The following is a 13,174-nucleotide window of genomic DNA, read 5'->3' as shown; positions in this document are numbered from 1 at the left end:
CAACCTTACTTTTCTTTATTTAGCCAAAGCTGGAGCTTGGCCATTCTTCTTCCAAAGGGAAGTAAGAACCATTCTTTCTCTGCAATTACACGTCTTTTCGTCAATAGAAAGATAAAAACTATTGCACCAAGCATTACCGAACTAAGTGAAATGACTACTGCCTCCACTCTGCTAGATAAGATTCCAACTGGAAAATGATCTATAAGCCTAGTATAAGCAATAACGACTACGAACATAACTAATGATGCCTGAGCAACACCCTTATAAAAACTGTTGGGAGCGAAGCGTATTTTCCACTGTTTTTTAAAGTAAAGCAACATCAATATACATGCAATCGCTAAACTAATATTCCCCGACCAAGCAGCACCGATTACACCATAACTAGGTATTAGTATACCGTTTAATATCCATTTACAGCACACACATAGTAATAGGATTAGGGTTGGAACTCTCACCTTCCCCCCACCTTGAAGCATGGCCATGAATGTTAATATTAAAGACATCCAAATTATCTGCAAAGAAAATACCATGAGAGTAATAGATTCTGCACGCGTTTTAAACAGCATTTCGTTTAAATAAGGAAGTACTGCAATAAGTCCTAATGCGGCAGCAATTCCAAACGTAAAGGCTATTCTAAACGTCAACTGCATAAATGGTTGGGCAGTTCTTCCTTTGTCTTTATTTAAACGATGTGCAACAAGAGGCACGATAGAAAGAGAAAGGGTAGAGGCGATGACAATCCCAAGCTGTACGAGTGGTTGCCCTCGATCATATACGCCCTTTTTCTCCATCGCCTCTTGTCTACCCATTCCATTATCTACTAGTAACTGAAATACTGTGAAGGAGTCTACCAGTTGAAGAAGTAAAAATAGCAATGCACTTATACTTGCACTTATACTTAGCATCGTCAGTTGCTTTACGATGGGCCATACAGGCACCGATCCTACGCTTTCTTCTTTACCTGTTTTCTTTGTAATCTTCCAATAGACTATTCCTAAGAAAACTACTCCTCCCAATTCTCCAGCAACTGCTCCATACATCGCCATACTACCCGCTTTATATAAATCCAAGCTATTTAAGAGAACTACCCAGGTCCCGAGTAAAATAACCGAAACACGAATGGCCTGCTCTAGTACCTGAGCATAAGCAACCGTGCCCATTCGTCCCTCTGCTTGAAATTCTCCTTTTAGGACTGCAAGGAGCGGCATAAGCAGAATGACATAGGATCCTGCTCTTAAAAGCTGAGCTAGTTGGACATCCCCCATAAAACTGCCTAATAAATTTGCACCAAAAAATAAGAAAACAAAAAATATAATAGAGATAATTCCGATATAATAAAAAGCAATTTTTCTTATTTTAGGGATTGCAAAGGTTTTCCCATTCGCTTTATAATCAGACAAAATTTTGGAAAGTGCTATAGCAAAGCCAAAAGAAGTCCAAGTTGTAATAATCGCAATAAAAGGATAAACCTGTTGGTAAATGTAAAAGCCTTCATCGCCGACTAGGTTTTGAAAGGGTACGCGATAAACTGCACTAAGTAGTTTCACGATAATCGCTGCCACCGTTAGCATGGCAGCGCCCTTCATATACGATTTCATATTCCAATCATTACTCATTTTTAAAATCCTTCTTCCATCCAGCAATAGCACTATTATACATGAATATAAAGAATCCTTCCTCTTGTACAAGAGGAAGGTTCATTTAGCTCTCCATTTGTTTTGCTAAGAAATTAGCTGCTGTTTCGATAGCTTTCATTTCTGCTTCTCCGATAAAATGCACTTTAGAGAATAGGAATATAGCGCCTATCGGATCGCCAGAAGCAATGATTGGGGCGATACAGTAGGATTTAACTGTTTCAACTACTCCCGGTACCCATTCTACTGAGTTTTCATGCTTTTCCACTACCATTGTTCTATTATTCACTACATCCTCAACGTCGGAACTTAAACGACGTTTTAAATAATCCTTCTTAGATAACCCTGCTGCAGCAATCATTTCATCGCGATCACTAATAAGTACTGGCGTACCTAACGTTTCATAAAGCGTTTCAGCATACTCTTTTGCAAAGTCTCCAAGCTCACTAATTGGAGAATATTTTTTTAGGATAATTTCTCCTTCTCGGTCTGTAAAGATTTCTAAAGGATCACCTTCTCGTATACGAAGGGTTCTACGTATTTCTTTTGGAATTACAACTCTACCTAGATCATCAATTCTACGTACTATGCCTGTTGCTTTCATGTAATGTGTGCCTCTCTTTCGACAGAATGGAAATTAAAGTTCATTTCTGCCATAGTATGCCTCACATTACCCAATAATATGCAATACGTTAATTTACTTCTAATTTCTTTTTTGCTTTAGGTAATAAACTCATTATTTCTTCTAATACATCAAACGTATTTAACTTTCCTATTTTACGCTCATCTATGGTGACAACTAAGTTGCCCTTATCTACATTAAAGCCTACAGCACGACCAAACTTCATCGTTTCCTCTAACAGTAATGCACCATCAATAGATTGTGTTCCAGACTCACTCAGCCTAATGGATGTTATCTTATTGGCTTCTTTAATAGATTCTATTCCAGCAATTTTACCCCAGACCTTCATACGAGCAATTCTAAGAAGTACTTCCGTTTCTAGAGGCATATCTCCAAAACGGTCCTGTAATTCTTCAACAATGTCCAAATACTCTTCTTCTGTTTCCATTGCCTTGACTCGCTTATACATTTGAATTTTTTGATATCCATCTGCAATATACTCATCTGAAATATATGCTTCTACTCCTAATACAATTTCAATATCTTGTACTTCTTCTTTTTTAGTTCCAGTTTGTTTTTCTTGTATAGCTTCTTCTAGCATTTGCGTATATAGATCAAATCCTACCGAATCAATAAATCCGTGCTGCTGTGAGCCCAATAGATTTCCTGCTCCTCGGATAGATAAATCTCTCATCGCTATCTTGAAGCCAGATCCAAGCTCTGTAAATTCCTTAACCGCCTGTAGCCTTTTTTCTGCTACATCAGTTAACACTTTGTCCCTTTGATACATTAAGTAGGCATAAGCCACACGATTAGAACGACCTACGCGTCCACGTAGCTGATACAGCTGGGACAGCCCCATTTTATCCGCATCATGGATGATCAACGTATTAACATTCGGTATATCAATTCCAGTTTCTATAATAGTAGTTGTCACAAGGACATCATACTCTCCCTCTAAAAAGCTGATAATGACAGACTCTAGCTCCGTCTCAGACATTTGCCCATGTGCATAGCCTACTCTAGCCGTTGGGACTAACATTTGTATCTCATCAACCTTTCGAGTGATGTCCTCAACGCGGTTGTATAGGAAAAATGCCTGTCCTCCCCTAGCCAGTTCTCTCTCAATAGATTCCCTAACTAAAGCTCCGTTATATTCCATTACATATGTTTGCACTGGGAAACGGTTTTTAGGGGGAGTTTCAATAACGGATAAATCCCGAACTCCAATCATCGACATATGGAGGGTACGAGGAATTGGAGTGGCAGTAAGCGTTAAAACATCAACGTTTGTTTTAAGCTGCTTAATCTTTTCTTTATGCTTAACTCCAAAACGTTGCTCCTCATCCACTACCAATAGCCCTAAATCTTGATATTCTACATCCTTTGACAGGATACGGTGAGTTCCAACTACTATATCCACTAGACCCTTTTTCAGTCCGGTAATTGTTTCTGCCTGTTGCTTCTTTGTGCGGAAACGGCTTAGCATCCCTACCTCAATTGGGAAGTCTTGAAAACGCTCCAACATCGTTTCATAATGTTGTTGCGCAAGAATGGTAGTAGGACATAGAAATGCTACCTGTTTTCCTTCCATCACAGCTTTAAAAGCAGCACGGATCGCAACCTCGGTCTTACCATAGCCCACATCGCCACAAACTAGACGATCCATCGGTCTTGGTCTCTCCATGTCTCGTTTAACCTCTTGAATTGTCCGTAGCTGATCCTCAGTTTCCTCATACGGGAAAGCTGCCTCAAAGGTATGCTGCATCTCTCCATCAGGCTCAAAAGCATATCCAACCTCAGCCTCACGCTTAGCGTAGAGCTTGATCAGCTCATCTGCAATATCTTGAACTGCCGCTGAAACTTTGGATTTTGTTTTCTTCCAATCGGTTCCGCCTAATTTATGAAGCTTCGGATCCTTTTCCCCTGAAGCAACATACTTTTGGATAAGATCTATTTGATCTACTGGTACATAGAGTTTATCCTCGCCTCGATAACGTATATGCAAATAGTCTTTATGAACGCCGTTCACAAGCAAGGTTTCTATTCCTATATATTTCCCTATCCCATGATGGATATGTACAACATTATCTCCAGGCTTTATTTCTGAATAGCTTTTTATACGTTCAGCATTCGTCACTTTTTGTGTACGAGATTTTTTCTTACTCTTTTGCTTAAACAATTCCGAATCCGTTATGACGGCTATTCTTTGAAGAGGTAATTCGAAACCTGCTTCCAGATCTCCCTCTACGATAAAAATTCCTGGGTTATTTAAATCATTTGTAGACGTACCAATCTGGGAAACTATTTCATAATCTTCTAGAACCGTATGGACTTTTTGAACACGGTCTTTACCATCTGCTAAAATAATTACTCTAAATTTACCTTGAGCAAATCTCTCTGTTTCATTTTTTAGCAGATGCATTTGTCCATGGAAATTTTGCATAGGCTTACACGAAACGCTCATCGCCTTCTTTATAACAATGCCAGAAAAAGTACGTGAAAATAATGATAGGTACACCTTATAGTTAGAAAGCATATGAATGATTTCTTTCAAGTGGTACGACGGTTTTACACTATGGACAGTCTTCCCTTCTTCTAATAAGGAAAGATACCAATCATTTTCTTCTTTTTCCAAAGTCTCTGTTACTTCTTGGATTCTTCCAAGCTCATCGAACATAACAATTCCTTGTGGATCAAAATAACTTCCTAAAAAGCTGTCTTCTTCTATCAAGGAGATGTACTTCATAAACTCCTTTGGTTGTTCTCCTTGTTTTAAAAGTTCTATATCCTGTTGTATATTTTGATAAAATTTTTCTTTAATATCCGACAGCTTAACCTTTTTCAAGCTTTCCGCTAATGCTTCCTCGAGCTTTTGTGCTAGCATCATTTTTTTCTCTTTTGTTAAAACATATTCAGTCGCAGGTAAAATACGAACGTCTTTTAATTTTTTTAATGACCGTTGATCCTCTGCAGAAAAGGTACGAATGGAATCTACTTCTGTGTCAAATAACTCTATCCGAATAGGATCTTCCAAATATAGTGGATATATATCTATAATACCGCCTCGTAATGCAAACTCTCCTGGAGTGGTAACCATAGGCTGACGTACATAACCCATGTCTACTAAACCTTGCAGGAAATTGTCTAATACAAGATCCTCTCCCTCCTTCAGGGAGATGGAGCTATTTTTCCAATCCTCTACGTTCCCCATTCGCTTTTTCAGGCCAGACACTGGAACAATATAGACACCTTTTTTTATATTTAACATGTGATCTAATGTTTCTAAACGTTGTGCACGCAATTCGGGGCTGGCAATAGTTATATCTGCAGCTATCAATTCATCGGCTGGGTATAAACGAACTAAGTCTTCTCCAATTAGCTTGACTAAATCCTCAGCAAGCTTTTGAGCGTGTAAAAGGTTCGGTGTAACAATCAGAATGGGTTTATCTAATTCCTTATGAAGCATTTTAGTAAAGACAGCACGTGCGCTTCCTGATAGACCCGTGATTAATGTTTGGTCTATACCATTCTCTAAATCTTTCACTAGCTTTTGCATTTGTTTATCTTCGATTAATACATTACTTAGTAATTCCATTTTCACCCACCCTTATCTAATAAACATACAAACGATTTACGCTACAATTAAAAACAGAAAAAGGCTTTGTGCACGAAGTGTGCCAAAGCGTTTACTGTATCCATTTTTTTAATGCATAATAGCTAGGAAACTTTTGCAAAGAGGTTTGACACTCTTCACAAATACACTGTATCGTATAATCTCCCTCAGCCCCCGTTTGTATATATATGTGTTGTTCTTCTGGCTCAATATTGTGTTTTTCTAAAAAAGCCTCGTCTATGGAATCGAATGGTAGCTGACCAACTTCTGTTTCACAATGGCGACATCTATAACGAATCGGCATAGCCATTAACCCCCTTTTTAGGAAGTATAGGCTTTTACTTCAACTTTTATGCACCATTAAAAACATTCATTACTTCAAGAAAGCTCTTCGTAAACCATTGTTCGCAAGCATCCGCGCTCTTTTTAATCGCTAAATCAATTTCTGGTTTTTCTTCATTGGTGAAATTGGAGAGTACATAGTCTGGAACCTTCATCCCGTTTTTTGGACGGTCCACTCCTATTCGAATTCGATTAAATTCCTGTGTACCCAAATGTTGAATGATGGACTTAATCCCGTTATGACCTCCCGCACTTCCCTTTTGGCGAAGTCGTAGCTTCCCGGCTTGTAAGTCTAAATCATCATAAATAACAACTAATTCCTCATCCTCTACATCAAAATAATTCATCATCGGAACGATACATTCTCCCGATAAATTCATATATGTTAAAGGTTTTAGAAGCATCACTTTTTCAGTTCCTACAAAGCCAGCGCCGTACATTCCATTAAATTTTGATTGATTGAGGGGAATGTTTAAACGCTTGGACAGTTCATCTATTACATGAAAACCAATATTATGTCTTGTTCCTTCATATTGCTTGCCTGGGTTTCCTAGGCCAACGATCATTTTCATTTCTTTCCATTCCTTTTAACCTTATTTCTTTTATTTTAACATAAGAGGGATGAGTAAAGCCCATAAATCAGTTTGTTCACTTGGAACATCACCTTCTTTTAAAGCAAAAGAATGGAACCCAGTTCCTAAACTAATAATTGTATCGGTGCATAACTAAAGACGAGAATGTCGATTAAACATCATTCTCGTCTTTAGGTTAGCTTGCATAATTTTAATAGAGACTCACCTTATCACTTTATTCCTCTGAGGATGCTTCTTCTGTTCCTTCGGCATCTGCCTCAGCTTCTGTTTCAGTATCCGATTCTGTCTCAACTCTTGGAGCAGATACAGTTACTAAAGTATAGTCGTCATCTTCGACTATTTTATAATCTACCTTTTCACGAACGTCTCCAACTGTTAGCGTATCACCGATAGCGATATTAGTTACATCTACTTCTATAGAATCTGGAATATCGGAAGGTTTTACAATAACAGTAAGTTCTCTGTTTGGCTGTTGAAGTAATCCACCCTCTGAGACACCTACAGAAGTTCCAGTTGTGTTAACTGTTACACTTACTTCTAATTCTTCCTTCATATTAATCGCGAGAAAGTCCGCATGAATCATTTGAGCCTTTAATATATTCATTTGATAATCATTCAATACAACGTTTAGAGATTGACCTTCTACATCAATTTTCATTACGCCATTTCTACCAACTTCACGTAATGTTTTTATTAAATCTTTTTCATCTACCGCAATTGGTTGAGACTCTGTTTCAAAACCATATACAACTGCCGGTATGTACCCACTATTTCTTAGCTTGGTATTGTTTTTATGTTCTCTCTTTTGTGCTTTAATAATTGTAGCCATAAATAAAATCATCCTCCCGATGTAATTGGTAACTAAAGATAAGATACCCTTCGGGAGGATGATTCAAACATCTATGAGATTAATCAAACAAAGTACTTACAGATTTTTCTTCAAATACACGAACAATTGCATCACCTAATAATTTTGCAACTGATAGTTCTTTAATTTTTGGTGAGTGCTTATCTTCTGGTAATTGAATAGAGTTTGTAATAACCAATTCTTTAATAACAGAGTTATCTATACGTTCAATTGCTGGCCCCGATAGCACTGGGTGTGTACAACATGCATACACTTCTTTTGCACCGCTTTCCATTAAGGCCGCAGCAGCAATCGATATAGTTCCCGCAGTATCAATAATATCGTCGATTAAAATTGCCGTTTTTCCTTCTACATTACCAACTATGTTCATTACTTCTGCAACATTAGGGCGTGGACGTCGTTTATCAATAATAGCAATTGGCGCTTTCAAACGGTCTGCCATTTTACGTGCACGAGTAACTCCACCATGGTCAGGTGAAACAATAACAATTTGAGAAGGATCTAGGTTTTTCGTTAAGAAGTAGTCAGATAAGATAGGCACAGCTACTAAATGATCGATTGGAATATCGAAGAAACCTTGGATTTGTGGTGCATGCAAGTCTAAAACAATTGCGCGAGTTGCTCCAGCAGAAGTTAGCAGGTTAGCTACTAGCTTAGCTGTGATCGGTTCACGAGCACGAGCTTTTCTGTCTTGTCGAGCATATCCGTAATAAGGTAGTACAACACTTACGGTACGAGCAGAAGCACGTTTAACTGCATCTAACATGATTAATAATTCCATTATATTTTCGTTTACAGGACCTGAAGTGGATTGAACGATAAATACATCACATCCACGTATGCTCTCTTCGATATTAATTTGGACTTCGCCATCGCTAAATCTTGTTACAGTACTTTTCCCTAGCGGAACTCCAACCTCTTTTGCAATTTCTTCTGCTAATTTCTTATTCGAATTAAGAGTAAATATTTTTAGTTTGGCATTTTCATATCGATGAGTCATGATAATCCTCCTGAATAGTAATTGGTTATTTTAGATTGAGTTTGTTTACGTAGCCTTCTTTGTTTTCTTGTCGAGCACGACCAATAGCAAGTGCTTCACCTGGAACATCCTTAGTAATCGTAGATCCTGCTGCTATATATCCCTTTTTACCGATTGTTACAGGTGCAATGAGATTAGAATTACATCCAACAAATGCATCGTCTTCAATAGTTGTTACAAATTTATTTTTACCGTCGTAATTAACCGTAATAGCTCCGCAACCAATATTCACATTAGTTCCTATAGATGCATCGCCCATATAGCTTAGGTGAGAGATTTTACTTCCATTGCCAACTACTGATTTTTTCACTTCCACAAAGTTACCAATCTTAACTTGGTCACCCAATTCCGAGTCTGGTCGTATGTGTGCGAATGGGCCTACTGAGGTATGGTTACCAATTTCACTTGATAATACTACAGAAGAGTGAATAGTTGTTTCATCACCAATGACACTAGAGACTATGTGGCTATTTGGGCCAATTGTACATTTTTCTCCGATAATTGTCTTACCCTCAATGATAACTCCTGGCTGTAGAACAGTGTCAGAGCCAATTGTTGCTTCACTGCTTATATATGTACTTTGAGGGTCTATAATAGTTACGCCTTCACGCATATGGTGATGGGCTATTCTAGCACGCATAATTTGTTCTGCTTGCGATAGTGCAACACGATCATTAATTCCAAGAGTTTCATCAAAGTCTTTCGCTGCATATGCAGAAATAACTTCTCCATCTTGTTGTAAAATCCCAATAACATCAGGTAAATAATACTCACCTTGGGTATTTTCATTTTTTACTAATTTTAATGATTTAAATAATGCTTCGTTGTCAAAGCAGTAAGTACCAGAGTTAATCTCTTTGACAAGCTTCTCTTCTGAATTTGCATCTTTGTCTTCTACTATAGACTTAACGTTCCCTTGCTCGGTACGAATAATTCTTCCATAACCAGTTGGATCTTCAGCTATTGCAGTCAATATAGTAGCTTTTGCATTTGTTTCTTTGTGATGCTTAAGCAATTCCTTAATAGTTTCTGCAGTTATTAGAGGAGTATCGCCACACACAACAATAGTTGTTCCCTTCAGGTTAGAAAGAACTTCTTCTGCTTGTAAAACAGCGTGTGCCGTACCTAGTTGCTCTGATTGTAAAGCATATTCGCTTCTGCTCCCAAGCTTACTTTGCACTAATTCGGCACCATGACCAACAATAGTCACGATTCTTTCTACCCCTACCTGATCCATGTTATCAATAACATGTTCTACCATTGGTTTTCCACACACAGGATGTAATACTTTATATAGACTAGATTTCATACGAGTGCCTTTACCAGCTGCCAAAACAACTGCATAGGTATTTGTCATTTGATATTCCCTCCAGTGGGCTAATTTCCTCTTTTGACTATATAGGAAAAGAGGGTTTTTTTCAAGGAATTATCTCTTGACAAATACATGACAAAACAAGTAATATATATATTTTTTTGTTAAATCATACTTTATTTTTATATAACAAATCTTAACGATTAGATTGAATATGACATATATATGCTTTTTAATAATTGATTTCTGCTTTATTGTAATAACTTTCCCAGAATGATGATATTTATAAAATTGACTCATTTGCTAAATAAATTATAGTGAAATTATTTTTTTAGGAAGGGAGAGGCAGCCTATAAATAATTATTCCACATTTAGCTTAAAGATATATCCATCACGTATCATCTTATGATACGAGTTTTAGGCCAACAGCGGCGCCTAAAATCATTCCAATAAAAATTAGTCGTTTCGGGTCTTTAGATTCTCCATATAAAACCATACCTAATATCGCTCCTCCAGAGGCTCCAATACCTGTCCAAATAGCATACGCTGTTCCCATAGGAAGAGTTTTCATGGAATAAGCCAAAAGAAGAAAACTTGCTCCAAATCCGAGTATTAAGAGTACTACCGCTTGCCAATTACGATCTTTATGCAATTTACTTATCATCGCCACTCCGAACATTTCACAAACACCTGCTAAAATTAATGAAATCCAAGCCATTAAGATTCACTCCTTTCCTGAACTTTTTCCTTTGTAATTAATTTCAACCCAATTACTCCAGCAAGTAATAGTACAATCAAGAATACTTTTTCTACTTGAAATGGTTCGTCAAAGAATAGAATCTCAGAAAATACAGTCCCTGCTGTACCTATACCAACGAAAATAGCATAAACAGTACCTACAGGAAGTTCTCGACCAGCCATAATCATTAAATAGAAACTGATAAAGATAGCAATAACTGTTCCAGCCCAAGTCCAAAAATCGTCTGCATACTTTAATCCAATAACCCAAAAAACCTCAAATAATGCAGCAATGAACACTTTAATCCATGCCTTATCCATCTAAAAAAACCTCCAATATATTATTATTCTCAAAAAAAAGCCTGAGAGAAACTATTAAACAGTTTCTCCCAGGCTTTTATCCTTCCGTGACACAGCAAAGCTGTGAGTTTTCTCTCGGTCCAGACCAACCACAACGGTTGCGGAACCCTAGAAAACATTCAAAGTATTTTATTATGGATATTATATAGTTGTTTATTAGTAAAGTAAAAGTATAAGATTCTTATAGCCTGTTTCTGAACGCTAACTACAACTGAAGATAGTCTTATATAGTCGCTTCTTCCACTTCCGCTATTACATCATCACTTAAATGATAGGCATATAGCACAGCATCCTGAATTTTAGATCGTGTGCCTACATTTATAGGATGAGCTATATCTCGAAATTCCCCTTCTGGTGTTCGCTTACTTGGCATAGCCACAAATAACCCTGCATTTCCTTCGATAACTCTAATGTCATGGACTACAAACTCGTTGTCTAGTGTTATAGAAGCGATTGCCCTCATACGCCCATCGGTTAATACTTTACGCAATCTCACATCTGTCACTTCCATATAATCTCTCCTTCCCCCTAGTTGCAAATATCTATATTAACTTACTATTCCACAAAAATTTAAAAATTCCTGCTTTGTTTTAGAATATTTTTAATATTATATACATTAAAAAACTATCAAAAAATAGTATAAAAGACGAGGGGATTTTACAAAACTTATTTGGAGTATGACTTGAGGTTCTTGTATCCTTATTGTTCGATGAAATGCTTGTGGGAGTGACAATAAAGTAAACTTAAAGAAAATCTAAAAAAGCACATAATTTCCGAAGAAAGCATGTGCCTTAGCTTTAAATAACTGCTATAACTTCAATTTCTACCTTTACATCTTTAGGTAAGCGAGCAACCTCTACAGCTGAACGAGCAGGCTTGTGATCACCAAAATGTTTTTCATAGGCAGCATTGAATTCAACAAAATCGTTCATATCTTTTAAAAAGACAAGAGTTTTTACTACCTTGGACAAGGAAGAACCAGCTTCAGTTAGAACAGCTTCTAAGTTAGCGAAAACTTGGTCAGTCTGTTCCGTAATAGAACCATCAATTACTTCTCCGGTTGGCGTTAATGGAATTTGACCTGAGCTATAAAACATTCCGTTAACTACCATACCTTGTACGTATGGACCTATTGCAGCTGGAGCCTTATTCGTTGATACTATTTTCATTTGATTTTCCACCCCTCGTGAAATAATTACCTTCAGTTAAAGCGATCGTACCGTCTTTTTCATTTACTTCATGTAACTTTAATAAAGACAAGTAATTCTCAACCAATTGTTCCCCTGTATGCTCCGCTTCCACTAAGACAGCTATGCCCGCAAGCTCACAGTTAAACTCCTCAAGTAAGCTTTTCATACCATTGATAGTTCCTCCAACTTTCATAAAGTCGTCGGTAATTAGCACACGCTGGCCTTTTTCCATACTTCTTTTAGAAAGAACCATTGTTTGAATTCTTCTAGCTGAACCAGAAACATAATTTATGCTGACAGTAGGTCCTTCTGTGACCTTACTATCCCGTCGCACTACAACTACAGGAACATTTAAGTGTCTTGCAATAGCATGAGCAATAGGAATACCTTTTGTTGCAACTGTCATAATAGCATCGATTTTTGTATCGACAAATGCAGATGCAAATACCTTCCCTATTTTGTTCATTAGCATTGGTTCACCCAAAAGGTCAGTCATATACAAATAACCACCGGGTAAGAGACGTTCCGCTTTAGAAAGTTGGTCCATTAATTCCTGAGCGATTTTCTTAACATCCTGGTCTGTCATAGTTGGAATAAATTTAACTCCCCCTGTTGCACCAGGTACAGTCACAAGTATACCTTTGCCTCTTTCTTCAAATGTTTCTTTTACTATCGTTAAATCTTCACTAATAGAAGATTTTGCAGACTGATATAAAGCAGCAAAATAAGTTAAAGGGATTAGTTTATGTGGATGCTCCATTAAATATTGAGTCATGTCCACTAACCGTTCACTTCTTTTCCATTTCATCATTTTCCACCTCTAATCACGAATATTTTAAACAAAACTTACCACAATTATA

Annotated in this window: 13 protein-coding genes and 1 riboswitch; all 13 genes read right to left on the bottom strand. The window is 37.3% G+C overall.

Translation table 11 applies throughout. The features are described 5' to 3' along the window. Positions 1 to 5: 5 nt before the first annotated feature. Positions 6 to 1,616 carry a putative polysaccharide biosynthesis protein gene (locus MKX96_RS17545; RefSeq protein ID WP_340886185.1) on the bottom strand — a complete coding sequence of 537 codons (1,611 nt, stop codon included), beginning with the start codon at positions 1,614 to 1,616 and terminating at the stop codon, positions 6 to 8. An 85-nt stretch (positions 1,617 to 1,701) separates the two neighbouring features. Then, entirely contained in the window at positions 1,702 to 2,238 is a 537-nt protein-coding gene (gene spoVT, locus MKX96_RS17540) for a stage V sporulation protein T (RefSeq protein ID WP_169360358.1), read from the bottom strand. 88 nt (positions 2,239 to 2,326) lie between these two features. Continuing rightward, complete coding sequence (gene mfd, locus MKX96_RS17535) at positions 2,327 to 5,854, bottom strand: transcription-repair coupling factor (protein WP_340886182.1); 3,528 nt, start codon at positions 5,852 to 5,854, stop codon at positions 2,327 to 2,329. A gap of 91 nt (positions 5,855 to 5,945) precedes the next feature. Then, the gene (locus MKX96_RS17530) at positions 5,946 to 6,176 is read right to left on the bottom strand and encodes an anti-sigma-F factor Fin (RefSeq protein WP_251556961.1); all 231 of its coding nucleotides are present in this window, start codon (positions 6,174 to 6,176) and stop codon (positions 5,946 to 5,948) included. Positions 6,177 to 6,222: 46 nt separating this feature from the next. Then, entirely contained in the window at positions 6,223 to 6,786 is a 564-nt protein-coding gene (pth, locus tag MKX96_RS17525; protein ID WP_169360355.1) for an aminoacyl-tRNA hydrolase, read from the bottom strand. Between the two features lie 235 nt (positions 6,787 to 7,021). Then, positions 7,022 to 7,636, bottom strand: a complete 615-nt coding sequence (locus MKX96_RS17520; RefSeq protein ID WP_169360354.1) for a 50S ribosomal protein L25/general stress protein Ctc — start codon at positions 7,634 to 7,636, stop codon at positions 7,022 to 7,024. A 79-nt stretch (positions 7,637 to 7,715) separates the two neighbouring features. Then, on the bottom strand, positions 7,716 to 8,675 hold the full coding sequence (locus tag MKX96_RS17515) for a ribose-phosphate diphosphokinase (protein ID WP_169360353.1): 960 nt from the start codon (positions 8,673 to 8,675) through the stop codon (positions 7,716 to 7,718). Positions 8,676 to 8,700: 25 nt separating this feature from the next. Continuing rightward, positions 8,701 to 10,071 carry a bifunctional UDP-N-acetylglucosamine diphosphorylase/glucosamine-1-phosphate N-acetyltransferase GlmU gene (glmU, locus tag MKX96_RS17510; RefSeq protein ID WP_340886177.1) on the bottom strand — a complete coding sequence of 457 codons (1,371 nt, stop codon included), beginning with the start codon at positions 10,069 to 10,071 and terminating at the stop codon, positions 8,701 to 8,703. Positions 10,072 to 10,429: 358 nt separating this feature from the next. Next, complete coding sequence (locus MKX96_RS17505) at positions 10,430 to 10,744, bottom strand: DMT family transporter (protein ID WP_340886172.1); 315 nt, start codon at positions 10,742 to 10,744, stop codon at positions 10,430 to 10,432. Beyond that, positions 10,744 to 11,085, bottom strand: a complete 342-nt coding sequence (locus MKX96_RS17500) for a DMT family transporter (RefSeq protein ID WP_340886169.1) — start codon at positions 11,083 to 11,085, stop codon at positions 10,744 to 10,746. Before MKX96_RS17500 ends, MKX96_RS17505 begins: the two co-directional genes overlap by 1 nt. 63 nt (positions 11,086 to 11,148) lie before the next feature. Next, a riboswitch (guanidine-I (ykkC/yxkD leader) is annotated at positions 11,149 to 11,247 on the bottom strand. Positions 11,248 to 11,347: 100 nt separating this feature from the next. Then, a complete protein-coding gene (gene spoVG, locus MKX96_RS17495) occupies positions 11,348 to 11,635 on the bottom strand; it encodes a septation regulator SpoVG (protein WP_169360349.1) in 288 nt (95 codons plus the stop codon). A 286-nt stretch (positions 11,636 to 11,921) separates the two neighbouring features. Next, positions 11,922 to 12,293, bottom strand: coding sequence for a RidA family protein (locus MKX96_RS17490; protein WP_169360348.1), 372 nt, complete (start codon positions 12,291 to 12,293; stop codon positions 11,922 to 11,924). After that, complete coding sequence (gene purR, locus MKX96_RS17485; protein WP_169360385.1) at positions 12,271 to 13,122, bottom strand: pur operon repressor; 852 nt, start codon at positions 13,120 to 13,122, stop codon at positions 12,271 to 12,273. The genes MKX96_RS17490 and purR overlap by 23 nt, the downstream gene beginning before the upstream one ends. Positions 13,123 to 13,174 lie beyond the last annotated feature (52 nt).

The organism is Psychrobacillus sp. FSL W7-1493 (assembly GCF_038004905.1).
Lineage (GTDB): Bacteria > Bacillota > Bacilli > Bacillales_A > Planococcaceae > Psychrobacillus.
This window is presented reverse-complemented; position numbering and strand designations above follow the sequence as displayed.